Genomic DNA, 24,885 nt, shown 5'->3' on the forward strand with positions numbered 1-24,885 from the left:
AGCCTATCTGCTCCAGCCACCTGCCTTTAATGGTCAGTTGTGGTCGTGGGTTAGGTTTTATGCCTTGTGGCACGTAGCCAATGGTATAAAACCGTTCGTTGGGTTGTGGTGCAGGTTCTTTGCATGTAGTTGATTTTAGCTTAGAATGTGCCTTAGCCATAGTTAACTCCTCGATAGTTAGTTGTGGTTAGCAGTGTTAAGGTGTTCGAGCACCTTAATGCTGCGCTATTGTTTACTGCATTAGCTTTTACTTCTTCTTTAGCCGCCCTGTTTTAACCAATCAACTGCTTAGCCTGATGTTTTAAAATAATGCTGGAAAAGGCACGACGAGTACAGAAGGTAAAGTAGGAGAGTATCTCGAAGACTTTAAACCATCACCAACACCGACCGACTTAGTTCAACAACAAGCAGGTAAAGATACTCAGGTAACAATCAATACCGATCACATTTTAAATGGTGAGATTAAGACTTATAGAGACGGCACGAAGGTTGGAACAGGAGGGCATTATTTAAAAGATCCAAATATTCAAGTATATAAATGGACAGGTGAAGCCGATGCAAATGGTGTCACGAAAGGATATATAAAGGTCAGAGATCCTGCTACAGGTAATTGGTATAAAAAGAAGGGGGAAACAACATTCTTCCCTAAGCATTGGTCTAAACGTCAAACGGAAATGGAAATAAAAAGTGCTTTTGAAAATTCAAAACCACATCCTAAAAATAATGAAATGTGGATAGGAACGTCTTCAAGTGGAATAGAAATGCAAGGTTTCTATAAAATACCAAATGGTACAGGCGCAACAGCGTGGCCGATTTATAATAAAGGTAAATAATGTATGAAAAATAGAAAAATATATTTATATTGGACGGATTTTTATGATGAATTCTGTCCATCAGGAAGGTTGCCTGAGGAAAATATTCGATATACACCTAAACAAGGTTACGGTGTATGTGAAATTGCAGCATGGCTAAATAATGAGCTTCAAAATTCAATAAACTCAGTCAATATCTGGATTAATAATCTAACCGATTTAGAGAATAGTCGAGCACCGGACGGCATGTTTGGTGTTGGTAATGCTAATTGGGTATTAATTACCGGCGACTACGTTTTTATTGGTAATGAATATGTTGAAAGGCAACAGGTTATCCTTACTAGGGAACAGCTTTTATACATTCTGGAACAATATAAGGCCTTTTTAGAAGGGAACTATAGAGATCCTAATAATCCACCTGCTCCGATAGATGTAGAGTTTATTGCCGAGGGGCAAGAGGCGGTTGATCTCTATAATAGTTTAGAAGGAAGTCATCAAGTTTTCTATCTTGAATAACGTGGATGAGCAGACCAGACCAGATTAAACATTGTCACTAGCTTAAAAGAGTTAGGCGAACAGGTAAAAGAGCTCGAACGCACTATTCATAAAGATGCCGGTAAAGACTCCCAAGATGGCAAAATGGGCAATGACTTTAGTAAAGGCGTTGACTCAGCCGTATCAATTATTACCGGTATTATTACCGGCGGCCTAGCTGGCGCCAGTGCACCATGGCTGGCTGAACAGATAAAACTGCACACCGGGCATATATATCCAACGCTATTGATTATGGCAAAAGCCGAGGTGTTAAACTTATTGTAACAGAGGTGAAATAATGGATTTTACAAAACAAGAGTGGTTTTATGCAGAAGCGTATGAAAATCAAGATTTTATCAATATTAGCACTTTTTCATATTGTGGTATTCGAACCCGAGATCCTGATGGTGAAAATCTATTATTATCGAAAAATGCGTCTAACGAAGAATTAGGTCAGGCGGCACTATTAGCTTTGTCTAAAAGCCGAAAAATAAAAGAAAGTGAATACATCTATTTTGACAACAATAATATCAGTCAACGTTATAATAATTGGGTTGCTAATTTAATGGACAAATATGGTTATAAAACCAAACGAGCGTTATTTAAAAAGATGATGCGATGCCCAATTGAAATTAGAGATGGCGTTTTAACTATTTCTCCTTCTATTCATGAAAAGCTAGAAGGTTGGGGGGGGGACGATTTTACCGAAAGTAATAAAGTCATTTTACCTATTAATAGCTCACCAGAAGAAATTGGTGCAGGGCTAAGATTAGCATTTAGTCGTTGTCGCTAATTCCTCAATATCTTTTTTTACTGTTTGCCATTTCTGCGATTTTTATCGCAGAAATGGAGCAATTATTTATTAATTATGTGCTTTACTTAGTAAGTTGAAAAATTAGCTTACCTTTTTAGTGTTAATCGTGATGAATTTATCTGTAATGAATCCGACTTCACTCAGCCGTAAGTAGCTTTTGCTAATGAATATTTTATGCCAATAAATGAAGAAATTAGGTATAAGTATATAAGTTCCGACTTAATCTGATCAATATTTAAAAAAGCGTTACTAGTTTTGAGATAAAGTATCGAATATTCAATCAAAACAAAAAAGTAACGCTCATCTTTACTAGCACTACCAAAGAATAAGACATAAAGTTTATCTTATTAACTTGAGCTGAAAATTTCAAAATGTCTACATATAAAGAGGTGCTATCAAATGAGCACCTTTTTCATCATAGCGTTCAAATAGTCATGAAACGGTATACACACCCCGATTATTTTTACCAATACATCTCAATAAACCAACTCAAAATAATCATTAGCTAAATATAATCAACCAATTAGGGTTGTTTGCCGGCAAAGGCGGATATGATATCACGGTGGGCAATAACACTGACTTAAAAGGGGCGGTGATTGCCTCTGAGGCAGACGATACCCGCAAAAACAGACTCGATACCGGCACAATAAGCTTTAGTGATATCGAAAACAAAGCCGACTTCAAAGTCAGTAGTAGTAGCGCAGGGATTAACACCAGCGGTATGCCTACGCCACCAAGTAGTTATAACAATGATGGTAACAAAAAATCAACCACTCACTCTGCGGTATCAGAAGGAACGCTTATTGTTCGTGACCAAGAGGGTCAACAGCAAGATATTAATAGCTTAAGTCGGGATACTGAGGATGCAAATCATCAACTCAAACACATCTTTAATAAAGATAAAGAGCAGAGCATTATTGACCAAACACGGTTAGTCAGTGAGATTGGTGGTCAAACGCTGACCATGCTCAATAATATAGATAAGATACAAGCCACAGCCAAAGCGAAAAAAGCGCTTGAAGAAGCAGAAGCGAAAGCTGATAAAAATAACGAAAATGGTGGAATTCTTACCGAGAAAGAGAAAGAAGAAATTTATAAAAAAGCTTATGACAAAGCCATGAATGAAGGCATGTCAGCCATGGGTAGTGACATGCGTCAAGGTGTTGAAATGGCGGTAAGCTTAATTAATGGCATTATCTCAGGTGATATGACCGGCGCCGCAGCAGGCGCATTAGCGCCAAAAATTGCGAGTGCTATAAAACAAGCGACCGAACACTACAATCCGGAAACAGGAAAAACAGAAATAGATTATGTGGCCAATACCATCAGTCATGCCATCTTGGGGGCTGTGGTGGCGCAGCTTCAAGGAAATTCGGCTATCGCCGGTGGCTTAGGGGCAGCAGGCAGCGAACGAGGTGCTGAGATAATAGCAGGTATACTCTATCCTGATAAAGATATTGATAAATTAACTCAAGAAGAAAGACAAACCATCAGTGCCTTAACCCAGCTTGCCACTGGTCTGGCAACCGCAGCCTTAGGTGGCGATACTCAAGATGTAAATACCGCTATTGCCGGGGGTAAAAATGCGGTTGAGAATAATTATTTAAACTCAGATGAGCATCAAACCAAAAAAGGTTTAGAATACAAAGAAAGAAAAGGTATATTAACAGATGAAGAAAAAATGGAATTACTTGAACTTCGTCTTAAAGATGATAGTTTAAGTGATGCATTAATAAATGCGTGTATTGATGTAAATAGTGATGAATGCCATGTGGAACGCCAGAAAGCCTACGATGCTTTAAAAACTTATAAGCATTTAACTTATTTAAATCCTCCAAATGCTCAAATTGGTTACATGGAAATACAACATCTGCTTAGTGGTACATCACTGGAAGCTCAAACTGCTTATAATATATTAGAAGGTTATACTCAAGCATTTAGGAATTTTGGGTACAGTGAACAAGAAGCTCGTCACATGGCGGGGAGTTATGTTTCAGCGATGTATTTGCTTGGCGGTATTAGTGCAATTAAAGCATCACCAGCATTAACAAAACAATTTGGTGTTGATATTGCGAAGAAACCAATAAACGTTCAAGTAATCATTTCGTTAGAAATGGAGCAGAAAATTTTATATGGTCAAAGAGTTGTTAAAGAAAATGGTCAAAATACAAATCGAATTAAAGGAGGCCATAGTGGGCAAATTAGTGATTCTAATCCTCAATATGCTGTTGAAGTAATATCTGTTAATTCGGATGGAACTAGAGTTGTTAAATTTCTTACTCAATTTGATGACGGAAACCTTTCTAAAATTAAAACAAGTACGCTCTTCCCTGAAAGTTGGAGTGATACAAAAATTATGAATGCAGTTACTACCACAGGGAGTTCAAAATCAGTGGCAACGAGAGCGTCTGATGGTGCATCATTGCATCAATCTACTATTGATGGTGTAAAAGTTGAAGTAATCAAGATTGGAAATAATGTAACAGCAGGTTATCCTTGTGGTAAAGGCTGTATGACAATTGAACAATTTAAAGGACAATAAGTTATGTTTGATTCATTTGATAAGTATATTAGTTTGTTTTCTGATCATATTGAAGCTAATGACTATTGGCACGATATTGGTAGTTTACATGCTAGTGAACTTATAGATAAATTTGATAATAAAGACTGGTTGGCATTAACGGATATTATAATAAATAAATCTGATAATTGGTTGGCTCGTTTTTGTGAATCAATAGATAATACAACCAATATAATGGTTTTACCAATTTTAACTTATGCTATAGAGCGTAGTAATAAAGAATTATCTATGAAAGCATTAGATGCAATTAATTCAATTTTATCTTCAAATATAGATTTTACTAATTATATGATAAGTATTAAAAATGCTATTGATAAAGTGAAACCAAAAGCAGATAAAGTGGAGTTGGCAGTTTTAAGTTCTTTAGAAAATAAAATAAGTAATAACTAATTATGAGAACAAAAAATCCCAGCCAAAAACTGGGATTTTTTATATCTGCGATCTATCTCTCGCAAGTTTAACAATCAACTTTCCTTGCTTAATTTTAATCACCACGGGTTTACCGGTGGTAAAACCAAGTTATTCAAGCCAGCGCCCTTTAATGATCATCTGTGGGCTTGGATTGGGTTTACCAAGGTTCGGAGCGTAGCCCATGGTATAAAAGCATTCAATGGGTTGTTGTATTGGAGCTTTGTATGTGCTGGGTTTTAGCTTAGAAAGTGCCATAACCATAGTCAATTAGTGGACAAAACACGAAGCACGTTGGACTGTTGATATAAAAGGGAATCCTCAAATGATGAGACTTGAGAATGGTCTTAAAAATATAGAATTGAAATTTAGGTAATTTAACTATGCTAACATCACAAGAGTATAATCGTATAAAGACTTATTCTGAATTTGGATCTTTCTATTTATTATGGGGGCAATGTTTTCCTGCTTCTAGTGAAGTCAGTAACTATTCATATGAAGAAAATAAAAAAATTTTTTTTGAAGTATTAAACAAGTTGTTAAAAGATGGTTATTTAAAGCTACATAAAAAAGGGGTTTTGTTAAAAGGATCTATTGATAAGCAAATACAAAAATTTTATATGGCCTTCCCTAATACTGAAGAAGATATGGAGGATGGGCTTTGGTTTTATTTTGATGATTGTCCTGCTGAGCCCGCTTGGTTAAAAAAAGATGGGACAATAGAGTTTTGTTAATTTAACTAATAAAAAATTTTTTTATTCAATTCTGCAATAGAAATTACAGAAATAAATTAATTATTTATTAACTTTATTATTTAACTTAAACGTCAAACTGAAAAGGAAATAAAAAGTGCTTTTGAAAATTCAAAACCACATCCTAAAAATGATGAAATGTGGTCAGGAACGTCTTCAAGTGGAATAGAAATGGAAGGTTTCTATAAAAAACCTGGTGGTACTGGCGCAACAGCGTGGCCAGTTTATAATAAGGGTAAATAATGTATGAAAAATAGAAAAATATATTTTTATTGGATGGATTCTTATAAAGAGTTTTATCCATCAGGAATGTTGCCTGAGGAAAATATTCGATATACACCTAAACAAGGTAACGGTGTATGTGAAATTGCAGCATGGCTAGGCAATGAGCTTCAATATTCAATAAACTCAGTCAATATCTGGATTAATAATCTAACCGATTTAGCAAATAGTCGAGCACCGGACGGCATGTTTGGTGTTGGTAATGCTCATTGGGTATTAATTACCGGTGATTACGTTTTTATTGGTACTGAATATGTTGAAGAGCGACAGGTGATCCTTACTAGGGAACAGCTTTTATATATTCTGGAACAATATAAAGCCTTTTTAGAAGGGAACTATAGAGATCCTAATAATCCACCGGCTCCGATAGATGTAGAGTTTATTGCCGAGGAGCAAGAGGCGGTTGATCTCTATAATAACTTAGAAGGAAGTCATCAAGTTTTCTATCTTGAATAACGAGGATGAGCAGACCAGACTAAACATTGTCACTAGCTTAAAAGAGTTAGGGGAACAGGTTAAAGAGCTCGAACGCACTATTCATAACGATGCCGGTAAAGACTCAAAAGATGGCAAAATGGGCAATGACTTTAGTAAAGGTGTTGACTCAGCCGTATCAATTATTACCGGCATTATCACCGGCGATATAACCGGTGGCCTAGCTGGCGCCAGTGCACCATGGCTAGCTGAACAGATAAAACTGCACACCGGGCATATATATCCAACGCTATTGATTATGGCAAAAGCCGAGGTGTTAAACTTATTGTAACAGAGGTGAAATAATGAATTTTACAAAACAAGAGTGGTTTTATGCAGAAGCGTATGAAAATCAAGATTTTATCAATATTAGCACTTTTTCTGGATTCCGAATTAAAGCCAGAGATCCTGATGGAGCAAATCTATGCTTATCAAAAGATGCGTCTAACGAAGAATTGGGTCAGGCGGCACTATTAGCTTTGTCTAAAAGCCGAAAAATAGAACAAAGCGAGATAGCTACTTTTTTTGATAGAGATAATGTCAAACAACGCTATAATAATTGGATTGCTAATTTAATGGACAAATATGGTTATAAAACCAAACGGGCGTTATTTAAAAAGATGATGCAATGCTCAATTGAAATTAGAGATGGCGTTTTAACTATTTCTCCTTCTATTCATGAAAAGCTAGAAGGTTGGGGAGGAGGTTTGCCCAAAAGTGATGATGTAGTTTTGCCTATCAATAGTTCACCAGAAGAAATTGGTGCAGGGTTAAGATTAGCATTTAGTCGTTGTCGCTAATTTTTTGATATCTTTTTTTATTGTTTGCCATTTCTGCGATTTTTATCGCAGAAATGGAGCAATTATTTATTAATTATGTGCTTTACTTAGTAAGTTGAAAAATTAGCTTACCTTTTTAGTGTTAATCGTGATGAATTTATCTGTAATGAATCCGACTTCACTCAGCCGTAAGTAGCTTTTGCTAATGAATATTTTATGCCAATAAATGAAGAAATTAGGTATAAGTATATAAGTTCCGACTTAATCTGATCAATATTTAAAAAAGCGTTACTAGTTTTGAGATAAAGTATCGAATATTCAATCAAAACAAAAAAGTAACGCTCATCTTTACTAGCACTACCAAAGAATAAGACATAAAGTTTGTCTTATTAACTTGAGCTGAAAATTTCAAAATGTCTACATATAAAGAGGTGCTATCAAATGAGCACCTTTTTCATCATGGCGTTCAAATAGCCATGAAACGGTATACACTCTTCGATTATTTTTACCAATACATCTCAATAAACCAAATAAGAATAACCATTATCCAAAAAAATAATTAATCAATTAGAATAGTTGTTATTACCCATGCGGCAATCAGTGACGGTGAGTTAATCATTCGTGACCAAGATAAACAAACACAAGATATTAATGAACTCAGTCATGATACCGAAAATGCCCATAGCAAACTCAAACCAATCTTTAATAAAGAGGATGAGCAGACCAGATTAAACATTGTCACTAGCTTAAAAGGGTTAGGCGAACAGGTTAAAGAGCTCGAACGCACTATTCATAAAGATGCCGGTAAAGACTCACAAGATGGCAAAATGGGCAATGACTTTAGTAAAGGCGTTGACTCAGCCGTATCAATTATTACCGGCATTATCACCGGCGATATAACCGGCGGCCTAGCTGGCGCCAGTGCACCATGGCTGGCTGAACAGATAAAACTGCACACCGGGCATATGGGTGAAGATGGTAAATGGCAAACCGATGATATTGCCGGCAATTTAATTGCTCATGCAATACTTGGTGCGGTAGTGGCTGAACTACAAGGCAACTCAGCATTATCAGGAGGTGTTGGTGCAGTAAGCGGAGAGCTAGCGAGTAAAGTAATTATCAACACCCTTTATGGTGGTAAAGATGCCAGCGAGTTAACCGAAGATGAAAAACAAACCATCAGCGCACTATCTCAACTAGCATCAGGCCTTGCAGTAGCTGCCGGCGGTGGTAATTTTGGTGATGCTAGTGCAGCTATTAATAGTAGTAAAAATGCGGTTGAGAATAACTCTTTGGTGGGTGACTATATCCGAGACGAACATAAAGGCAGTATTACTTACTGGAAAGATCAGGTAAGAGAAACGGTAGGTGAAAATACAATCTCGCAAATCACCAATGGTGTACTGACTGCTTATGGTGATACAGTCGATCTTGGTGTAGGTATTGCAGATACTGTTCTTGATGCAGTCCTTGCTTTGAGTAGCTGCGCCGTAGGGGCGAGTTATTGTGACACAGCAATGAGTGACTTGAGAAAATCAGATCAAACCATAGGAAATGCCATGGATGCGATCATTAATGGTCAGGCATGGGACGCAATTAAAGGTAATGTTGTTAAAGCAGCTAATGGTGATCAGGTAGCCCTTGAGAATACTGCGGCATTGTTAACGAGTATAATTGCGCCATCTAAGGTATTAGGAAATATAGGTAAACTCGGTAATATTGTTAATAAGGTTGATGATATTGCTGTAAAAGGGAGTATTCCCGAAATTAAAGGTACTCAAGTCGGATTAAGAGATCCTGCTCAAATTGATTTAATGAAAAGCGATATGCTAAACGGAAGTTTTGAGTTCACGGCTACAAGAGGAAAAATTGCAGGATATATTGATAGTAAAGGAAATTATTATATTACCGAAAGTCATCATAGAATGGCAGCAGCTCAAGAAATATACAAAACTACAGGCGATGCAACATATATCCATAAGCTATTAGAAAATGGTAAATGGGATAAAACTAATAAAGTCCCTGTTGATGCACGGCCTCTACCAACAAGGAAATCATGATGAAGAAAAATGAAATATATGTGGAAATGTTAGGACGAACATTAACTTATATAAGAAACGTGCAGTCACAAGACTCGATTAGAAAGGCGAAAGATATATCATGTTATTATGAGGCTGAATTAGTTCATAATTTATTAATTACTATTTTTGATGCTGAATTTGAGCAGCATGATATTTGGTTTTTAAATCATCAGGCTCGATATTATTATGAGAACTGTAATACCGAAATATCTATTAATTATGATAAGCAAGTTAGTTTTATTAAAGAACTCTTTGCTATGGTTCCTGTAGAACTTAAAAATAAGCTGACATGGAATGGACCCATATAATTTGATCCATTACATGCCATTAGTGAAGTTAACCTCAACTCAATGATAGGGTGGATTCTGACTATCCGTTTTACTGATTAAGCTTAACGGTGATATCACAGATGCGCTGCTGGGTCTGTTGTATCTCTTCGAGTAACTAATGTATGAAAAATAGAAAAATATATTTATATTGGACGGATTTTTATGATGGATTCTGTCCATCAGGAAGGTTGCCTGAGGAAAATATTCGATATACACCTAAACAAGGTTACGGTGTATGTGAGATTGCATGTTTTCTATTTGATGAAATCCAATACTCAGTTAACTCAGTCAATATCTGGATTAATAATCTAACCGATTTAGCAAATAGTCGAGCACCGGACGGCATGTTTGCTGTTGGTAATGCTCATTGGGTATTAATTACCGGCGATTACGTTTTTATTGGTAATGAATATGTTGAAAGGCAACAGGTGATCCTTACTAGGGAACAGCTTTTATATATTCTGGAACAATATAAAGCCTTTTTAGAAGGGAACAATGAAGATCCTAATAATCCACCCGCTCCGATAGATGTAGAGTTTATTGCCGAAGGGCAAGAGGCGGTTGATCTCTATAATAGCTTAGAAGGAAGTCATCAAGTTTTCTATCTTGAATAACGAGGATGAGCAGACCAAATAAAACATTGTTACTAGCTTAAAAGAGTTAGGCGAACAGGTTAAAGAGCTCTAACGCACTATTCATAAAGATGCCGGTAAAACGTTAACTCCTGATTTTAATGCTCAGGTAAGCTTTAAGGATGGTAAAGAGATAAAATGGGGAACAGACGGGAGTGTAAGACCAGATTTTTGTAATGGTACTACTTGTTCAATAGAAGTAAAAAATTATGATATACAAAATAATATTAATGGTTTGATTGATAATGTTTCCAAACAAGCCATTGAGAGAAAAAAACATCTACCATCAGGAGTACAACAATTAGTTGTAATAGATATTCGCGGTCAGAAAATGACTGCCTTACAGGAATTTAAAATAAAACAGGGTATAAAAAATAAATCAAATGGAATAATTAAGCCTGAACAAATTGAATTTAAAACAAAATAGGAGGTGAGTAAATTATGTTAATAAAAATTGGTTTCAGAGGTGGTGGGTCAGTATATGAATTAGGTACAGATAGTGATATGCAGCTATTTTTTGACTGCATTTCATATTATGTTCTACCTAAATATCCTGACCAAAATTGGTCAATAATTACTGACCGCTTATATCGTCGTTATTTAAAATTAGAAGAGTTAGATGCCGCCGTAGCATTAATGAAATTGGTAGAAAAAGAGTTTAAACAGTTGGATAGAGAAGCATTTGATTGGAGTAAAATATTATCAGGTCAAGTTAAAAGTGATTTAGATAGAACTAAATCAAATTTATTTGAAATTTTTGGTGAATATTTTGAAGCATTTTATGAGTGTATTGAATGTGCTATAAGAAATTATAAATGGTTTAAATCAGATCCCGATTATAAATATCAGCCGGTAATGGTAGCATATACTACAATACCGGATTTAATTACCTACAAGCTGATCCCTTTATCTGTTTTCGATAATTTACAACCTGATGAAAAACCAATTTGGTGGACAGGTAAAATTCCTAAAACCACAACTTAGTTACTTTTTAACTTACCTCTAATCCCCTTTTCCTAAAAATTTTAAGGAAAGGGGGGGATAGATATTATTACTGATTTTAATTTCACATTAATGTTGTTTTATTCAGTTCGTTTAGTATGTCCAAATCCTGATGTCTAAAATTATCTTCAGCGACTTCTTATTGCTTTATTAATAGCCCACGGATACTCAAATATCAATAAGACGGTATACACTCCTCAATTATATTTACTAATAAACCTCAATAAACCAAATCAGAATAACCATTATCTAAAAAATATAATCAACCAATTAGAATAGTTGTTGTTAGCAATGTTTTTTCACCGACCAGTGGCCAACCAACCATTTATGACCATAACGATGAAGCCTCGAATATTACCCATGCGGCAATCAGTGACGGTGAGTTAATCATTCGAGACCAAGATAAACAAACACAAGATATTAATGAACTCAGTCATGATACCGAAAATGCCCATAGCAAACTCAAACCAATCTTTAATAAAGAGGATGAGCAGACCAGATTAAACAAAACATCATCAACAGCAAATGAATTCCGTGCTATTTATAATGGATATGTAGTAAGTTTTAAAAGTTTTGGTTACAGTGATGAAGAAGTTGAAGTAATGGCTGGTAGAACCATGGCAATAATGATGATGATTAATGGTTTGGAAGGGCATTTTGCTTTACCTATAATAAATAGAGCATTAAAAGGAAGTAAATTATTAACGGCCAATAAAAGTAAAACTAGTATATAACGGGAAAATTAGATAAAGATTATTTTGAATCAGTATATGGAAAAGAAAACGTTCACCAAGGTGGTGGAAATTATAAAGAAACAAAGGATAATATAAATAATAATCAGGCAGCAAATCAACAGGCTAATAAAAATAGTAATTTTGATGAGCATGTAGTAAATGAGAAAGGCTTGGGGAATGCTGGAATGGGGACTGGTGGTGTTTCAACTCAGACAGGAACTGTTGTATATAGTCCTAATGTCAGCCAACAGAAACAAATGAGACATATTCAAGGTACAGTTCTAGCAAATAAAAGCTATTTAAACTCCCTTGATGATGCTCAAAATGTATTGGATGCCTATAACTCAGGGAATCATAGACTTATAAGCGAAAATGCTAAACAAAGTACGGTTGTTATTGAGGTAAAAGGAATTACGGGAAGATATATTAATACTGGAAACCCTAATGGCCTCCCTGATGTTAATAAACCAACAAACATATTTATGATTCAATCAAGCGGATCGCCGAAGATTTTACCCGTGAATCCAAATAAAGGAAGGCAATAAAATGAATGATGTACAGTTATTACTATCTGCACAAAGAGCTATGTTATTTAATATATCGCCTAAATTTAGAATGATATCTATAGACGTCGATCGTGCTGGGGTGCTACAAGTGCTAGTTATTATTTCAAGTGAAGTCGATGAAGAAGAAAAAGATCTTATGTACTCATTCGCAGGGGAAATAGAAGGCGATTACTCAGAAATATTATCAACAAATGTAGAATTTCTTGTCAATTGTGATGATATTAATCTTATTCCTCGATTACCTAAAATAGTATTTTCACTTTATCAGTAAGCAAAAATCCCCACCTAACCGCGGGGATTTTATTTTACCTCTTAGCTCAGCTCCTCAATCCTGATAATCAATAACCCTTGCTGCGCATCGATGATGACTGGCTGACGGGTAGTAAAGCCGAAGGCTTCCATCCAGCGGCCTTTAATGGTGAGTTGTGTTGGCTTGCGCGCCGTTGAGGCTATAACCAACAGAGAAAAGCAGATCAAACCGTGGCAAACGCCATAAATGCGATCATTAACGGCCAAGCATGGGATGCAATTAAAGATAATTTTGTTAAAGCTGCTAATGGTGATCAGATAGCCCTTGAGAATTCAGCGGCATTGTTAATTGGTATAATTACAGCGTCTAAAGGATTTGGTGATTATAAAGAAACAAAGGATAATATAAATAATAATCAGGCAGCAAATACCATTATTACCATATAGAGGTAAAACCTGATAATTTAACTTGGAATCAAGCTAAAAGACAAAATGCAATTCAGAAAATAAAACCTGAAGATTATAAGCTAGGACCTGGGACAGGATTTTTACCAAATGAGAGACATTCAGGAAAATAGTTATGCAGCTTAATGAATTACAAATATCAGATGGAAAAATATTAAGGTTCACTTCTGATTTACAAGGTTTAAATGTAATTTTTCAGGATTGGAAAGAACAAAAGTGGTCATTGTTGTTTTATGAGGTACTTGCTATTCAATCTTTTAGTGTTGAGGGTGAGGAATTATCGCATTTAACGATTTCTAAAGATGATGCGTTTAAAACCATGACTCTAGACTATTTTTCAGATGAAGATCCTAAAAATTTTAATTGTTACAGTTTTAGTGGTGTTTGGAATAATAATGTAATATTCAAAATTGTCGCTAAAGATCATTATTTAATAGAAGCAATTAATGAATAGATATAGCTTAAAAATTTAGGATCCTAACTTAAGAACTAGGATCCTTTTATTATTTTCTAGATCTGTATAGCAAGCCTGATAATCATTTGGTCTTGTTCAACTTTAACCAATACAACCTGACCTGCATAAAAGCCCTATTGGCTAAAAGCAGAGGATTCTAGAAGTATTATTTATTATTACGAAAAAAGTAACATATTTAAAAATAAAGATTATAGAATCATTTTGATAAAGGTGGTAAGCCTATAAGAGATTGGATTTTAGATAAATAATACTAAAAAGGAGAGTTAATATGTCTAGCTTTGTTTATGGCTATATAGAACCAATATTAAGTCAGAATAAATTAAAAAGCTTATCTGACTATATAAAAAATAGCAAATTGGGAATAGAAAAAATCTCCAAAGATTGGTTAGTTCATTACCCTGACTATTTAATTCCCAATGATAATATATTTACTTTTTTAATCGGCGATGCTCCCGGTTATCCTAATTCTACTTATTTAACAGATTATGGGGAATATGCACCAGATGCTGATATTGGTTTCCCTCCGGATCCTAAGGAACGCTTAAATATACTTATTAATACATTGATTGACATGATTACCATTACCGATGCTTCAAAAATGGTGGTTTCAATGAATGAGTGCGATCAAATCGAAACCATAAAAAAAATAAAGTTCGCTGAAATGCGAGACGTTATTCATGCTGATTTTGCAAAATATCAAGCCCCACCAGATACACTTTATGAAATCATCTGTGAATAAAATTATAATTAAGTTTTTAAGAACTTGATAATTTAGCTTGTTATAAAATATAAAGCAGTTTTATCAACTTGAATTGAAAAACTTAAAATGTTCATATGGAAAGCTGTGCTATCAAATTGGCATCTTTCTATTTATCTTTACAAATACACTTCAATAAACGAACTCGAAATAACTATTATCTAAAAAATATAATCAACCAATTAGAATAGTTGTTGGTAGCAATGTTTTTTCACCGACCAGTGGCCAACCAACCATTTATGACCACAACGATGAAGCTTCGAATATTACCCATGAGGCAATTAGTGACGGTGAGTTAATCATTCGTGACTCAGGTAAGCAAATACAAGATATCAATGAACTCAGTCATGATACTGAAAATGCCCATAGCAAACTAAAACCAATCTTTAATAAAGAGGATGAGCAGACCAGATTAAACTGTCACTAGTTTAAAAGAGTTAGGCGAACAGGTAAAAGAGCTCGAACGCATTATTCATAAAGATGCCGGTAAAGACTTAATTAAAACCTGTCGAAGCGGCATTAGCAGCTCAACTTGAGCAGATGGAGCGTTATACACCACCTAAAGGTGCAACTTCGGGTACGTCTCCAGGCTTTATAATTACCGCAGTTCCAAATAAAGGTAAAACTATAGATGCTATTTATACGACTGATAAGTTGTCGCAAAAAGAAATTGATGGATTAAATAAGTATTATGAGAAAAATATGAGTATAGGTAATGATAAAATAGTTATTCAGGAACATCTAAAAAAGCTGACTTTGTGCCTGTCGATTTTAGAGTACTCACACCATCTAACCAAAAGATATTTATGGACTATATAAAAACTCTGCCTAAGACACAGCAAGATAAAATTATAATTGTGAGGTAATAACATGGGTGCAAGTTTATTTATTGGTTGGAATGATAAAGAACAAAGGGAATCCAATTTTGAGAGAACAGGAGGGTTTGTCAATAGCAGTTATTGGGATGCATTTGGTGATTTACTTGATGCCGTATTTTTACCTGATTATCCTCAATTACATGAAATCATAAAATCAGAAGAAGGTGAATATTTAAAATTTTATTCATTTGTTGAATTGAATAAAGAACAATTCAACCAGTCAGTAAGATTAATTAGGGACTACATAGCAAAACAGGAAAATCCAACAGAGTGGCAAAAAATGGCACAGGTTGTTTGGAACGAAATTGCCGAACCTTATATTGTTCAAGACGAACGCTATCAACAGAGTTGAGATAGAATACATTGAATCTCAATTAGGTTTTAAAATAGGAGAATTTACTAGTTTTTGTAAAAATAAAGCAGGTGCTTGTGCAGAGGTGTCTGCTGCTGATAAATTAATTCGAATGGGTTCTAATCCTAAAAATATAAATTTACAAATGCAGTAAAACCTTGAGAAGTTTAGGGTAAAAATCATATCCCTGATAATGCTCTCATTTCTCGATGTGAAAATTGCCAGATAACGTGGGCGAAGGATAAATAAATATGAGTATATTAAATATAAATTGGGAACCTGGTTTTGGGACAATTTTTACTTGGTTTGCAATGGATAAATTAGGTCGAGTTGCAGTAATGGTCAATAATTGTTGGGGCTGGTTACCCAATGCGCTTTTATCAATTGATAATTTTGAAAGCTTATTAGATGAGCTTAATGAATATAAATGGGAAGAATCAGAAAAGTTCATTAACTATCCTCCCAATAAAAGAGGTCAAACAATATTAGATTTGTATTCCTCTCTTGTTCATAGGAATACAAAATCTAGAAAAGAAATTGAAGATTGGGTAAATGCTAAACAGCCCAAAGAATTGAGTGAAATTAATTTACCATCACGAAAAGGTTTTTTTGTTTATCATGGAATTGAAGGTAGTGTTGAAGGAGAAGATTACCCTGTTGGTTATGATGGCAAAACTAAAATGGGCGATTACTTTAGATATTTAATGCCAACTGTATATGCCTCAATTGAGGATTTTCCAGAAGAAATCCGCCATGGAATAGCTGTTTCTGACACGGTTGATTTTACCAATGATAGATTACTTGATAATGATAAAATCAACGAATACTTTCCGAGAATGTATAAGAAATAAAGATATACGCTAAGCCTAATCAAACAGTCGAAGCGTGATATCTCTAACCTCGATGGTAATGTAACTTATGGGTATTGAGTTAAGAAGGATAGAAAATAATATAACGTATATGTTTACCAATAATCATGCTACCCATGGTCTTCTAGAGCTATCTCGATTAATTTGCTATTAATAAAGCGGCGAATATCTAATTTTTTACTCATGTTTTTTCCTTAATCACCGCCTTAACCCACGGGGATTTTGTTTTAGCTTTTAACTCCTAGCTCAGATCCTCAATCCTGATAACCAACAACCCTTGCTGCGCATAGATGATGACTGGCTGACGGCATTATCAGTATGATGAATTTGGTAATCTGATTCGTGAGTGTCGTAGTAAACGCCAGCATACCGAGCACAGCTTTACTTGGGATGGTCAGCATCGATTAATCGAGTTTAAGAAAATCCGTCATTACCATGATGCGCATGACCCGCAATTCCATGAAACGGTTGTCAGTAGTTATTGTTATACTTATGATGCCCTTGGACGGCGGATTAGTAAAACGGATATGCAAACCGGTGATAAAACCCTATTCTTTTGGCTTGATGATAAACTACTTACTGAATGTCATGCTGATGATGCCAATTTCCCCGTCTGTGGTCAATAATGAACACGATAAAGTGAACAACTGAGGTGTCGAAGTTATGTGTATGTACCTTATAGTCATGGTTTTAGGCCATTGGCACAAATTAATGGTCGGCGACGGGGTGGTGAGATTTACTACGACTGAGGACACTGCAGGAGTTATTGACGGCTCAGAGGGAGATTGTATGGAGTGCGGTGTATAAGTCTTATAGTAACTTAGCGATTGACTATCAAACGGTACCCCAACCGTTGCGACTGCCGAGACAATATTTTGATGAAGAATCGGGATTACATTATAATCGATACCGTTACTATGACCCACACTGTGCACGTTACATTAGTCAACACCCGGTTGGTTTAGCGGGGGGTGAAAATGCCTATAGTTACGTGGCTAACCCAATCTCTCGGATAGATCCTTTAGGGTTGAATGAAGTTTGTTCGGGAACGGAAGCAGGAAAAGGGACGGTAGGGACAATACAAGCAAGAAATAAGGTTCTCAATTATGTAGATGAACCTCCATTTAATCCGACTGGTACTACGGGCACTGCTCAACCTTGGTCAATTAAAGGGAAAGTAAACTATGTTCAATTACTAACAGAAGGGAAGATAAGATTTATACTAGCAGAGACATATTCACCCACAAACCCATTACCTAGAGGCCCTAATAATCGGTATCTTGTTAAATTCGGAAACGAATGGGTAAAGGGGCCTTCTCGTACAGTTGGTCAGGCTTTTGAATGGGATGTTCAGTTTTCATCTAAAGGCAGATCGCAGCTTGGTTGGGCAAGTCGTGATGGTTCACATTTAAACGTATCTTTAGATGGAAAAATAACGCATAAATAGTTGAGATTACGATGAAAGATAAAATTGATTTTTATTCAGAAGTTGAAGTTCTTCCTACTACCAAGCATAAACAATATTCTGGGAGGAAAGGTGTAGTTATGGGGGTTAGTGAGGAAGATGATATTTTGTATGGGTATGCAGTGTTATTGCATGATAAAGATACAATAGATTGTTTTGATAAAGAAGATCTTATTCCTACAGGTAAAAAATTCAAACGAGAAGATTTTTACTGAGTTAGCACACTATCCCCGCCAACCGAGGGGGATCTTTTTACTTTTTAGATCTGTATCGCAAGTTCAATAATTAACTTATTCTGCTCAACTTTAATAATCACGGACAGGCCGGAATAAAAGCTAATCTGCTCTAGCCAGTGCGCCATGGCTAGCTGAGCAGATAAAACTGTACACTGGGCATCTAGATAAAGATGGTAAATGGCAAACCGATGATATTGCCGGCAACTTAATTGCCCATGCAATACTTGGTGCAGTAGTCGCTGAGCTGCAAGATACCTCAGTGCTATCGGGTGGAACCGGTGCTGTGATAGGTGAAGTTGCAGCAGATATCATCCGCAAACAACTGTATGGCAAAGAAGTCAAAGATTTAACCGAAGCAGAAAAACAAATCCTCAGCGCACTATCTTAACTAGCATCCGGTCTGGCAGTAGCTGCCGGCGGTGGTAGTGTTGGTGATGCCAGTGCGGCTATTAGTAGTAGTAAAAATGCGGTGGAAAATAATGGTTTGGCCAAACCTATACTCAAAGGATTAGAAAAAGGCTATGAGTTTTGCATGAAAAATGCAACCTGTCGAAATGGTCTTGCACAATTAGGTGTTAACTTTGGCCTAACAAATGACCAAATTCAAGAGGCAATGGATGCAGGTAAGAGTAGAGATCCGGAAAAAATTAAGGAACTTTCACCGGAACAAGTAGCTTGGTTAGATGCACAAATTCTAGCAAAAAAAGGATTAGCACCTATCATGTTTGGTACTGAAACATGGGGGGACAAGATTTATAATGAATCATCAAATAATGAATTAAACAACTCAGAAGCTACTTCGGTAGGTGGCGCGCCAATATTACCGCCTGATGATGACAATAATAAGAAGAATGAAAATAATCAGAAACAAAGGCAACAAGAAAGATTTGATGAACTAAAAGATGTTTTTGATAAGGATAATCCTAAAACTGATTTAAAAATTGATGGACAAACCATCCAACAAGGACCTGGAAGTAATCGTTATACAACAAGAATTTATGAAAGCCAAAATTTAACGGATAGACAAATCTATAATTATGCAGAAGAATAGCGGGACAACCTTTAACAAAAACTAGAGATGGTATTTATACAGCTAAATTACAAGATGGGACAACTATTACATTAAGAAATGTATCAAGCTCAGTGGACAAAACAGGAGCTCGTTGGACTATTGATATTAGAAATAGCCCAAATTTAACAAGATTATATAGTGGTCTAAAAAAATAAAGTAGAAATTATATATGAATAAACTTAAGCAAGAAGAATACGAGGAAATCGTTAAATTTGCAGCGTTTCAATCTTTTACTGGATTGTGGGCATATATAGCACCAAATATGATTCCATCATTAAATTTTTCAGGAGATCAATTACCTTTTCAAACAAGAAAAGAATTATTTTTTTATTTTGTACAAAGATTATTGAATGAAGGACATCTTAAATTGGCAAAAAAAGGGCATATGTTGACCGGTACAATTGATGAGCAGCTAAAAATATTTCATGATGCGTTTCCTAACAATGAGGATGAAATGTTTGACTCTCAACACTTAATGGATGATTATTGGTTTTATGATAAATCTTGCCCTGCTGAAGCAGTATGGGTTCGAAATGATGGGACATTAGAATGGACCTAATATAAGCTTTTCTTGCTAAGCTCAACAACAAAATTCCATATCTATTAAGGAATAAACTTAACAAATTAAATTATCACCGGCGGCCTTGCTGGCGCCAGTGCACCATGGTTAGCTGAACAGATAAAGATACAAGCTGGTGATAACGAAACCGCGAGGTTAGTTATCCATGCAATACTTGGTGCAGTAGTCGCTGAGCTGCAAGATACCTCAGTGCTATCGGGTGGAACCGGTGCTGTGATAGGTGAAGTTGCAGCAGATATCATCCGCAAACAACTGTATGGTAAAGAAGTCAAAGATTTAACCGAAGCAGAAAAACAAATCCTCAGAGCACTATCTTAACTAGCATCCGGTCTGGCAGTAGCTGCCGGCGGTGGTAATTTTGGTGATGCCAGTACAGCTATTAGTAGTAGTAAAAATGCGGCTCAGAATAATTATTTGAGTGCATCAGCGGATAAAAAAAGAAAAGATGCACAAGCTGAATTAGAGTTAATCAAGAAAGGCTTACTAAATGCTTCTGATGAACGAAAACAAGAATTAGAAGATTTGATTACTGCACTAAATGCCTTAAATTATTATAAAAACCAAGTTTTAATTATAGCTTGCCACAACATAAAATCCACAGAATGCAGTGTTGCTATAGCAGAGTTAGATAAAGCTTATCAATTAAAACTGAAAGTGACACCTCATTTAGAGTCGATATAATGTTAAAAGATGAACAAGGAAATATAATATGTATTGAATGCAAAAGTTCACAAACAGCTCGATTAACTGAGAATCACAAAGTAGGTTTTCCTGAATTAGAAAAAAGTGGCGCGATAATCGTTGAGGAAGTTAAATCAGGATTTTAAGGCGGAACAATAATTCCACTAACAAAAGTTGAAATAATAAGACCAAATGAATAAAAGGCAATCAATAATATGTCAATAGAAGATATAAATAAACTTGATATGATTGGGATACCTAAAAACAACAGCCATTATGTTGAGTTAGGTTTAACAGATCACTTATCATGGGATTTTCCTTATGAGACTCACTTATATAAATTACAACAAAAATTAAATAGTTATATAAGTATAATCGAGAGTGGGAATATTTATAAGTATTTTCCCGTAGCTAAAGGTAGAGAAAAATTTTTGATAAAAATATACTTTAAGTACCAAATACCAGATGAATGTATCAATTTTTTACAATCAGTCAATGAGGTTGTTTTACCAATTAATACAGTAGTTGAATATGAAATTGGTTGATATTTGTATTAGTTCGGCTCTGCTGATCTTTATTGCAGAACTAAACTGATTATTTATCAACAATACAATCTACTTCGCAAGTTAGACAATTAATTTTCCTTTTTTAGTGATAATGGTGATGGATTGACCTGTGGTAAAACTGAGTTCATTCAGCCAATTGCCTTTGATGAATACTTGGCGTAGTAGTCGCTGCTGAATTTCCACCAAATCAATCCGTCGCAGATGCGCTAGTTAGTGATAGATTTAAAAACCTAGCTAAATGTTCAGGAATAGATTGTTCTGAAATTGCAGAAAAACTTTTAGATGTTGCCGATGGGAAAGGAAAGAAAAGAAATAAAATGTCTACATATAAAATACCTGACTGTGAGGGGAATCTGTTAAATATAATCGAAGAGGTTAGTCCTCTTGAATGGAGACGTTATAATCAGCGATATCCACAAATAAGAGTCAATAATCAATTAGAAATAAAAGACTGTTCAAATGTTCCTCCATATGTAGCATTTCGATTTGAAAATGAGTCAGAAGAAATTATTAATAAATTGAAACTTCTTATAAGGAACTATTCGGGTTTTATTAAGTGGGAACTTCATGAACATAAACGGGAAAATTTACCAGGAACAAACTGGGTTATTAGACCATTTCGCATAACGGAAATAGCACCATTAGCAGGAGATAAAGGACTGTTGCCTGAAGAATACTTTTCTGAGTATGAACCAGAATTTGGTTCTCTAGCATTTGATGACCTAAATAATCTAACAAAATATATTGCAAATAACCTTTAATTGGAACAAAACCTGAAAAGGATATGACTGCTGACAAAACATAAAGAGCTCATATGGAATTACTAATGCTAGTTATCTTTTTGAACACTCTTCTGCTTGCAGCAAAAAATCATATATTTAATGAATTAATAACTTATGAAGCATTGTATTATCTGAAAGTGTTTATGCTGCGGGAGCGTGATATTTTTAGTACTAACAGTGAGTTGTTTTATACAGATAATGAGTTACCCACAGAGGGTAAAAACATAAAACATTCGGCTATCAATAGTTACATTGTGTACCACTGGATAAATATCTCCAACGTCACCAATTGCAAGCAATATATTAACAATAGAACTATTTAGCTTGGCTTAGTAATTTTCCAGTAAATCGAATGCTGGAAAGGGGATGACAAGCCAAGTAATCAAAGCAGATGCTGCGACCCAAGCTGATGCAGCAAAATATTTTGGACAATAACGCCAATATTGGGCAAATGAGCTAGCCGAATTTAATGGTAATTAAAATGTATCAACGTAATGATTTATTTGATCCTAATACGGTAAGCTTTTGGAAGGTCAAGGGGCAAAAAGTAACAGGAACAAATGTAGAACGTATGGCTGATGGATTAGCACCTATAGGTACTGATGGTAGGCCCATTAATTTGCATCATATGACTCAAAAACCGAGTGTTCCTATCGCAGAGGTTACACAGTCATTTCATCAACAAAATAGTGCTATTATTCATGTAAATCCAAATACTATCCCCTCAGGTATTAATAGAGGTGAGTTCAATGCATGGAAGAAACAATATTGGGAAAATAGAGCATCAACATATAGGTAATTAATATGAAAAAAATAACAAAAAAAGAACTAGTTCAACTCATTGATGAAAATAGTGACATAGTCCATTTCGGTTCCTCTAATAATGCTCCAAGTAATGAATGGATAAATAAAGCTGAAAGTTATCTTCATGTTCCTTTTAGTGAATCATATAAATGGTTTCTTGTCGAATATGGTGGTGGAGATATAAATGGAGAAGAAATTTTTAGTATCTATGAAATGGATTTTAAGAGTGCTATAGGCGGCGATATTGTTTATAACTATATAATTGATATTAGAGATAATCTTCATGGCAAAAACGAAGTGGTTGTAAGCAGAACTGATTTTGGAGAAGAATTTTATTTTAATTACAACAAAAAAAATAAAAATGAATGCCCAATTTTTTTTCGTTTGGGTCAAGGAACTGGAAGCGAATATGCTATTGACTTTTATGAATTTTTATATAAAAGGATAAAGGCAAATATAGAGTGAGTTACGATTTAAAAGCAATCCCCACCTAACCCGTGGGTGATCTTGTTTTACCTCTTAGCTCAGCCCCCCAATCCTGATAATCAACAACCCCTGCTGCGCATCAATGATGACTAGCTGACCGGTGGTAAAGCCGAAGACTTCCAGTCAGCGGTGTTTAATAGTCAGTTGCGGTTTAAGGTTGAATTGCTAGACGTTGGGTCTGTAACCAACCATTTACGACCACAACGATGAAGCCTCGAATATTGCCCACGCGGCAATCAGTGACGGTGAGTTAATCATTCGTGACCAAGATAAACAAATACAAGATATTAATGAACTCAGTCATGATACTGAAAATGCCCATAGCAAACTCAAACCAATCTTTAATAAAGAGGATGAGCAGACCAAATTAAACTTTGTCACTAGCTTAAAAGAGTTAGGAGAACAGGTTAAAGAGCTTGAACGCACTATTCATAAAGATGCCGGTAAAGACTCCCAAGATGGTAAAATGGGTAATGGGCAAAAAATGTGGATTTATGGAAAGGGAACAGAACATATCGCAGAATATGCTCAGTTCACGGCTAAAAACTATACACCAGAGGCTGTGAGAAACAATTTAATAGTTTACAGGCTGCTCTCAATATAGCTACAAAAAGTGGCATTGAATATAATAAATTAATCACAATTGATGGTTGGGAATTAAAGTTAGCACCACCTAAAAAACTAGGTGATCTTCCTGCTGTAATTCACACTCGACCAGTTAAATAAAAGGGGTGTTAATGAGTATTAATTTAAATGATCCTATCAAAATATTTTTTGATGAGATAGAGATAGATAATTATTTACCATCAATTAAATTTAAAATTGATATTAATATGAAACAGTTTACTCATCATTTAGCATACAGTGGTGAAATTTGGATTGATTGTAATGTTTGGGATCTTTTCTCTAAAGGACTTAATAAGAGAGAAAGCGCAGTGTTACATGATATGAATGATGTTTTTATTATAAAAATAATAAAAAAACATGAGTTTATAGAGTTTGCATGGTCAGTTAAGAGACAAGATCCAGAAGGAAACGTTATGACGGCTACCTATAGTAGTAAGATTACTGATGATGTTTATTCATTAATCAGAAATGAATTTACTAATTATCCTAAATGGTGGTAGATAGTCAGATCTCCACCCAGTGGGGATCTGACTTAATTATCTTTTAGAGCCGCATAGCAAGTTCAATAATTAACTTATTCTGCTCAATCTTAATGGTGACAGGTAATCCGGGATAAAACCCAAGTTGCTTCAGCCAGTGCCCCTTTATGGTGAGTTGCGGTTTGGGGTTGGGTTACCCGCCGTTGAGGCTATGATCTACCATTTACGCCCCCTCGATTATTACCCATGCGGCAATTTGTGACGGCGAGCTAATCATTCGTG

At 35.4% G+C, this 24,885-nt stretch carries 39 protein-coding genes and 2 pseudogenes; 37 read left to right on the forward strand and 4 right to left on the reverse strand.

Going from position 1 to position 24,885, the window contains the following annotated elements:
• Positions 1–160 (reverse strand): SymE family type I addiction module toxin (locus tag DKK70_RS17525; RefSeq protein ID WP_110433746.1); only part of this gene is annotated, 160 nt, incomplete at its 3' end.
• A gap of 286 nt (positions 161–446) precedes the next feature.
• Between DKK70_RS17525 and DKK70_RS09230 the strand changes: the two genes are divergently transcribed.
• The 18 genes from DKK70_RS09230 to DKK70_RS09310 all read left to right on the forward strand — a co-directional run bounded on the left by DKK70_RS09230 (position 447) and on the right by DKK70_RS09310 (position 13,051).
• Positions 447–833 (forward strand): EndoU domain-containing protein, encoded by a 387-nt coding sequence (locus DKK70_RS09230; protein WP_258363932.1) that lies wholly within the window; start codon positions 447–449, stop codon positions 831–833.
• A 3-nt stretch (positions 834–836) separates the two neighbouring features.
• Positions 837–1,328, forward strand: coding sequence for a DUF5376 family protein (locus DKK70_RS09235; RefSeq protein WP_110433748.1), 492 nt, complete (start codon positions 837–839; stop codon positions 1,326–1,328).
• Between the two features lie 123 nt (positions 1,329–1,451).
• On the forward strand, positions 1,452–1,631 hold the full coding sequence (locus DKK70_RS09240) for a hypothetical protein (RefSeq protein WP_110433749.1): 180 nt from the start codon (positions 1,452–1,454) through the stop codon (positions 1,629–1,631).
• Positions 1,632–1,644: 13 nt separating this feature from the next.
• Positions 1,645–2,139 (forward strand): contact-dependent growth inhibition system immunity protein, encoded by a 495-nt coding sequence (locus DKK70_RS09245; RefSeq protein WP_110433750.1) that lies wholly within the window; start codon positions 1,645–1,647, stop codon positions 2,137–2,139.
• A 583-nt stretch (positions 2,140–2,722) separates the two neighbouring features.
• Positions 2,723–4,702 carry a VENN motif pre-toxin domain-containing protein gene (locus DKK70_RS09250; protein ID WP_110433751.1) on the forward strand — a complete coding sequence of 660 codons (1,980 nt, stop codon included), beginning with the start codon at positions 2,723–2,725 and terminating at the stop codon, positions 4,700–4,702.
• A gap of 3 nt (positions 4,703–4,705) precedes the next feature.
• Positions 4,706–5,131 carry a hypothetical protein gene (locus DKK70_RS09255; RefSeq protein ID WP_110433752.1) on the forward strand — a complete coding sequence of 142 codons (426 nt, stop codon included), beginning with the start codon at positions 4,706–4,708 and terminating at the stop codon, positions 5,129–5,131.
• Positions 5,132–5,532: 401 nt separating this feature from the next.
• Complete coding sequence (locus DKK70_RS09260; protein ID WP_110433753.1) at positions 5,533–5,883, forward strand: DUF596 domain-containing protein; 351 nt, start codon at positions 5,533–5,535, stop codon at positions 5,881–5,883.
• Between the two features lie 264 nt (positions 5,884–6,147).
• Positions 6,148–6,639 (forward strand): DUF5376 family protein, encoded by a 492-nt coding sequence (locus DKK70_RS09265; protein ID WP_110433754.1) that lies wholly within the window; start codon positions 6,148–6,150, stop codon positions 6,637–6,639.
• Positions 6,632–6,949, forward strand: a complete 318-nt coding sequence (locus DKK70_RS09270; protein WP_110433755.1) for a hypothetical protein — start codon at positions 6,632–6,634, stop codon at positions 6,947–6,949. The genes DKK70_RS09265 and DKK70_RS09270 overlap by 8 nt, the downstream gene beginning before the upstream one ends.
• A 13-nt stretch (positions 6,950–6,962) precedes the next feature.
• The gene (locus tag DKK70_RS09275) at positions 6,963–7,457 is read left to right on the forward strand and encodes a contact-dependent growth inhibition system immunity protein (protein WP_110433756.1); all 495 of its coding nucleotides are present in this window, start codon (positions 6,963–6,965) and stop codon (positions 7,455–7,457) included.
• An 806-nt stretch (positions 7,458–8,263) separates the two neighbouring features.
• Positions 8,264–9,496, forward strand: a complete 1,233-nt coding sequence (locus DKK70_RS09280; RefSeq protein ID WP_110433757.1) for a VENN motif pre-toxin domain-containing protein — start codon at positions 8,264–8,266, stop codon at positions 9,494–9,496.
• Complete coding sequence (locus DKK70_RS09285) at positions 9,496–9,825, forward strand: hypothetical protein (RefSeq protein ID WP_034901483.1); 330 nt, start codon at positions 9,496–9,498, stop codon at positions 9,823–9,825. Before DKK70_RS09280 ends, DKK70_RS09285 begins: the two co-directional genes overlap by 1 nt.
• A gap of 143 nt (positions 9,826–9,968) precedes the next feature.
• Positions 9,969–10,460 carry a hypothetical protein gene (locus DKK70_RS09290; protein WP_110433758.1) on the forward strand — a complete coding sequence of 164 codons (492 nt, stop codon included), beginning with the start codon at positions 9,969–9,971 and terminating at the stop codon, positions 10,458–10,460.
• A gap of 253 nt (positions 10,461–10,713) precedes the next feature.
• Positions 10,714–10,905 carry a hypothetical protein gene (locus tag DKK70_RS09295; protein WP_086353741.1) on the forward strand — a complete coding sequence of 64 codons (192 nt, stop codon included), beginning with the start codon at positions 10,714–10,716 and terminating at the stop codon, positions 10,903–10,905.
• Between the two features lie 14 nt (positions 10,906–10,919).
• Positions 10,920–11,462: a hypothetical protein gene (locus DKK70_RS09300; protein WP_110433759.1), complete on the forward strand. Its 543-nt coding sequence runs from the start codon at positions 10,920–10,922 to the stop codon at positions 11,460–11,462.
• Between the two features lie 620 nt (positions 11,463–12,082).
• A complete protein-coding gene (locus tag DKK70_RS17205) occupies positions 12,083–12,214 on the forward strand; it encodes a hypothetical protein (RefSeq protein ID WP_258363922.1) in 132 nt (43 codons plus the stop codon).
• A gap of 185 nt (positions 12,215–12,399) precedes the next feature.
• Positions 12,400–12,759, forward strand: coding sequence for a polymorphic toxin type 50 domain-containing protein (locus DKK70_RS09305; protein WP_110433760.1), 360 nt, complete (start codon positions 12,400–12,402; stop codon positions 12,757–12,759).
• Between the two features lies 1 nt (position 12,760).
• Positions 12,761–13,051: a hypothetical protein gene (locus DKK70_RS09310; protein WP_086360160.1), complete on the forward strand. Its 291-nt coding sequence runs from the start codon at positions 12,761–12,763 to the stop codon at positions 13,049–13,051.
• 41 nt (positions 13,052–13,092) lie between these two features.
• Here the strand turns inward: DKK70_RS09310 and DKK70_RS16985 are convergent, their stop codons facing one another.
• A complete protein-coding gene (locus DKK70_RS16985; RefSeq protein ID WP_219999740.1) occupies positions 13,093–13,257 on the reverse strand; it encodes a SymE family type I addiction module toxin in 165 nt (54 codons plus the stop codon).
• A gap of 3 nt (positions 13,258–13,260) precedes the next feature.
• Here DKK70_RS16985 and DKK70_RS09320 point away from each other — a divergent pair, with 3 nt between their 5' ends.
• From DKK70_RS09320 to DKK70_RS09380, 15 genes and pseudogenes are all read left to right on the forward strand, one after another.
• Complete coding sequence (locus DKK70_RS09320) at positions 13,261–13,476, forward strand: hypothetical protein (RefSeq protein ID WP_110433761.1); 216 nt, start codon at positions 13,261–13,263, stop codon at positions 13,474–13,476.
• A gap of 133 nt (positions 13,477–13,609) precedes the next feature.
• Positions 13,610–13,948, forward strand: coding sequence for a hypothetical protein (locus tag DKK70_RS09325; protein WP_110433762.1), 339 nt, complete (start codon positions 13,610–13,612; stop codon positions 13,946–13,948).
• A gap of 289 nt (positions 13,949–14,237) precedes the next feature.
• Entirely contained in the window at positions 14,238–14,708 is a 471-nt protein-coding gene (locus DKK70_RS09330) for a hypothetical protein (protein ID WP_110433763.1), read from the forward strand.
• A gap of 558 nt (positions 14,709–15,266) precedes the next feature.
• A pseudogene (locus tag DKK70_RS09335) lies at positions 15,267–15,592 on the forward strand (hypothetical protein).
• 4 nt (positions 15,593–15,596) lie between these two features.
• A complete protein-coding gene (locus DKK70_RS09340) occupies positions 15,597–15,956 on the forward strand; it encodes a hypothetical protein (RefSeq protein WP_110433765.1) in 360 nt (119 codons plus the stop codon).
• Positions 15,957–16,207: 251 nt separating this feature from the next.
• On the forward strand, positions 16,208–16,807 hold the full coding sequence (locus tag DKK70_RS09345; protein WP_110433766.1) for a hypothetical protein: 600 nt from the start codon (positions 16,208–16,210) through the stop codon (positions 16,805–16,807).
• Positions 16,808–17,624: 817 nt separating this feature from the next.
• The gene (locus tag DKK70_RS17340; RefSeq protein ID WP_309146313.1) at positions 17,625–18,272 is read left to right on the forward strand and encodes a polymorphic toxin type 17 domain-containing protein; all 648 of its coding nucleotides are present in this window, start codon (positions 17,625–17,627) and stop codon (positions 18,270–18,272) included.
• Positions 18,273–18,283: 11 nt separating this feature from the next.
• Positions 18,284–18,505 (forward strand): Imm31 family immunity protein, encoded by a 222-nt coding sequence (locus tag DKK70_RS09360; protein WP_110433767.1) that lies wholly within the window; start codon positions 18,284–18,286, stop codon positions 18,503–18,505.
• A gap of 280 nt (positions 18,506–18,785) precedes the next feature.
• Entirely contained in the window at positions 18,786–18,914 is a 129-nt protein-coding gene (locus DKK70_RS17215; protein WP_258363923.1) for a hypothetical protein, read from the forward strand.
• Positions 18,915–18,995: 81 nt separating this feature from the next.
• Complete coding sequence (locus tag DKK70_RS16995; protein WP_219999741.1) at positions 18,996–19,577, forward strand: hypothetical protein; 582 nt, start codon at positions 18,996–18,998, stop codon at positions 19,575–19,577.
• A gap of 190 nt (positions 19,578–19,767) precedes the next feature.
• Positions 19,768–20,157, forward strand: a complete 390-nt coding sequence (locus DKK70_RS09370; protein ID WP_110433768.1) for a DUF596 domain-containing protein — start codon at positions 19,768–19,770, stop codon at positions 20,155–20,157.
• 210 nt (positions 20,158–20,367) lie between these two features.
• Positions 20,368–20,496 carry a hypothetical protein gene (locus tag DKK70_RS17220; protein WP_258363924.1) on the forward strand — a complete coding sequence of 43 codons (129 nt, stop codon included), beginning with the start codon at positions 20,368–20,370 and terminating at the stop codon, positions 20,494–20,496.
• A 96-nt stretch (positions 20,497–20,592) separates the two neighbouring features.
• Positions 20,593–20,859, forward strand: coding sequence for a DUF6862 domain-containing protein (locus DKK70_RS09375; protein ID WP_110433769.1), 267 nt, complete (start codon positions 20,593–20,595; stop codon positions 20,857–20,859).
• The gene (locus DKK70_RS16740; RefSeq protein WP_181415963.1) at positions 20,859–21,005 is read left to right on the forward strand and encodes a hypothetical protein; all 147 of its coding nucleotides are present in this window, start codon (positions 20,859–20,861) and stop codon (positions 21,003–21,005) included. Before DKK70_RS09375 ends, DKK70_RS16740 begins: the two co-directional genes overlap by 1 nt.
• Positions 21,006–21,074: 69 nt before the next feature.
• Positions 21,075–21,404: a DUF6572 domain-containing protein gene (locus DKK70_RS09380; RefSeq protein ID WP_181415964.1), complete on the forward strand. Its 330-nt coding sequence runs from the start codon at positions 21,075–21,077 to the stop codon at positions 21,402–21,404.
• Between the two features lie 81 nt (positions 21,405–21,485).
• Here the strand turns inward: DKK70_RS09380 and DKK70_RS17000 are convergent, their stop codons facing one another.
• The gene (locus tag DKK70_RS17000; RefSeq protein ID WP_146210860.1) at positions 21,486–21,608 is read right to left on the reverse strand and encodes a type I toxin-antitoxin system SymE family toxin; all 123 of its coding nucleotides are present in this window, start codon (positions 21,606–21,608) and stop codon (positions 21,486–21,488) included.
• 134 nt (positions 21,609–21,742) lie between these two features.
• Here DKK70_RS17000 and DKK70_RS09385 point away from each other — a divergent pair, with 134 nt between their 5' ends.
• The 4 genes from DKK70_RS09385 to DKK70_RS09405 all read left to right on the forward strand — a co-directional run bounded on the left by DKK70_RS09385 (position 21,743) and on the right by DKK70_RS09405 (position 24,624).
• Positions 21,743–22,186 (forward strand): hypothetical protein, encoded by a 444-nt coding sequence (locus DKK70_RS09385; protein ID WP_110433770.1) that lies wholly within the window; start codon positions 21,743–21,745, stop codon positions 22,184–22,186.
• A gap of 490 nt (positions 22,187–22,676) precedes the next feature.
• A complete protein-coding gene (locus tag DKK70_RS09395; RefSeq protein WP_219999742.1) occupies positions 22,677–23,006 on the forward strand; it encodes an HNH/ENDO VII family nuclease in 330 nt (109 codons plus the stop codon).
• A 5-nt stretch (positions 23,007–23,011) separates the two neighbouring features.
• Entirely contained in the window at positions 23,012–23,476 is a 465-nt protein-coding gene (locus tag DKK70_RS09400; RefSeq protein ID WP_110433772.1) for an SMI1/KNR4 family protein, read from the forward strand.
• A 758-nt stretch (positions 23,477–24,234) separates the two neighbouring features.
• Complete coding sequence (locus DKK70_RS09405; protein ID WP_110433773.1) at positions 24,235–24,624, forward strand: hypothetical protein; 390 nt, start codon at positions 24,235–24,237, stop codon at positions 24,622–24,624.
• Between the two features lie 43 nt (positions 24,625–24,667).
• On the opposite strand, the pseudogene DKK70_RS17535 reads toward DKK70_RS09405, so the two are convergent.
• Positions 24,668–24,778, reverse strand: a pseudogene (locus DKK70_RS17535) (SymE family type I addiction module toxin); the annotation flags it as partial.
• Positions 24,779–24,885 lie beyond the last annotated feature (107 nt).

It is taken from the genome of Gilliamella apicola (genome assembly GCF_003202655.1).
GTDB lineage: Bacteria > Pseudomonadota > Gammaproteobacteria > Enterobacterales > Orbaceae > Gilliamella > Gilliamella apicola_R.

Excerpts from the sequence above, each read along its gene's own strand:
- DKK70_RS09245 (WP_110433750.1), top strand. The coding sequence starts at position 1,645 with ATGGATTTTACAAAACAAGAGTGGTTTTATGCAGAAGCGTATGAAAAT.
- DKK70_RS09380 (WP_181415964.1), top strand. The coding sequence starts at position 21,075 with ATGTCAATAGAAGATATAAATAAACTTGATATGATTGGGATACCTAAA.
- DKK70_RS09260 (WP_110433753.1), top strand. The coding sequence starts at position 5,533 with ATGCTAACATCACAAGAGTATAATCGTATAAAGACTTATTCTGAATTT.
- DKK70_RS09275 (WP_110433756.1), top strand. The coding sequence starts at position 6,963 with ATGAATTTTACAAAACAAGAGTGGTTTTATGCAGAAGCGTATGAAAAT.
- DKK70_RS09340 (WP_110433765.1), top strand. The coding sequence starts at position 15,597 with ATGGGTGCAAGTTTATTTATTGGTTGGAATGATAAAGAACAAAGGGAA.
- DKK70_RS09305 (WP_110433760.1), top strand. The coding sequence starts at position 12,400 with ATGGGGACTGGTGGTGTTTCAACTCAGACAGGAACTGTTGTATATAGT.
- DKK70_RS09395 (WP_219999742.1), top strand. The coding sequence starts at position 22,677 with ATGGTAATTAAAATGTATCAACGTAATGATTTATTTGATCCTAATACG.
- DKK70_RS16740 (WP_181415963.1), top strand. The coding sequence starts at position 20,859 with ATGTTAAAAGATGAACAAGGAAATATAATATGTATTGAATGCAAAAGT.
- DKK70_RS09240 (WP_110433749.1), top strand. The coding sequence starts at position 1,452 with ATGGGCAATGACTTTAGTAAAGGCGTTGACTCAGCCGTATCAATTATT.
- DKK70_RS09255 (WP_110433752.1), top strand. The coding sequence starts at position 4,706 with ATGTTTGATTCATTTGATAAGTATATTAGTTTGTTTTCTGATCATATT.
- DKK70_RS09360 (WP_110433767.1), top strand. The coding sequence starts at position 18,284 with ATGAAAGATAAAATTGATTTTTATTCAGAAGTTGAAGTTCTTCCTACT.
- DKK70_RS09285 (WP_034901483.1), top strand. The coding sequence starts at position 9,496 with ATGAAGAAAAATGAAATATATGTGGAAATGTTAGGACGAACATTAACT.
- DKK70_RS09280 (WP_110433757.1), top strand. The coding sequence starts at position 8,264 with ATGGGCAATGACTTTAGTAAAGGCGTTGACTCAGCCGTATCAATTATT.
- DKK70_RS09235 (WP_110433748.1), top strand. The coding sequence starts at position 837 with ATGAAAAATAGAAAAATATATTTATATTGGACGGATTTTTATGATGAA.
- DKK70_RS09325 (WP_110433762.1), top strand. The coding sequence starts at position 13,610 with ATGCAGCTTAATGAATTACAAATATCAGATGGAAAAATATTAAGGTTC.
- DKK70_RS09370 (WP_110433768.1), top strand. The coding sequence starts at position 19,768 with ATGAATAAACTTAAGCAAGAAGAATACGAGGAAATCGTTAAATTTGCA.
- DKK70_RS09290 (WP_110433758.1), top strand. The coding sequence starts at position 9,969 with ATGAAAAATAGAAAAATATATTTATATTGGACGGATTTTTATGATGGA.
- DKK70_RS17205 (WP_258363922.1), top strand. The coding sequence starts at position 12,083 with ATGGCTGGTAGAACCATGGCAATAATGATGATGATTAATGGTTTGGAA.
- DKK70_RS09310 (WP_086360160.1), top strand. The coding sequence starts at position 12,761 with ATGAATGATGTACAGTTATTACTATCTGCACAAAGAGCTATGTTATTT.
- DKK70_RS09405 (WP_110433773.1), top strand. The coding sequence starts at position 24,235 with ATGAGTATTAATTTAAATGATCCTATCAAAATATTTTTTGATGAGATA.
- DKK70_RS09330 (WP_110433763.1), top strand. The coding sequence starts at position 14,238 with ATGTCTAGCTTTGTTTATGGCTATATAGAACCAATATTAAGTCAGAAT.
- DKK70_RS09300 (WP_110433759.1), top strand. The coding sequence starts at position 10,920 with ATGTTAATAAAAATTGGTTTCAGAGGTGGTGGGTCAGTATATGAATTA.
- DKK70_RS09345 (WP_110433766.1), top strand. The coding sequence starts at position 16,208 with ATGAGTATATTAAATATAAATTGGGAACCTGGTTTTGGGACAATTTTT.
- DKK70_RS09400 (WP_110433772.1), top strand. The coding sequence starts at position 23,012 with ATGAAAAAAATAACAAAAAAAGAACTAGTTCAACTCATTGATGAAAAT.
- DKK70_RS09385 (WP_110433770.1), top strand. The coding sequence starts at position 21,743 with ATGTCTACATATAAAATACCTGACTGTGAGGGGAATCTGTTAAATATA.
- DKK70_RS09265 (WP_110433754.1), top strand. The coding sequence starts at position 6,148 with ATGAAAAATAGAAAAATATATTTTTATTGGATGGATTCTTATAAAGAG.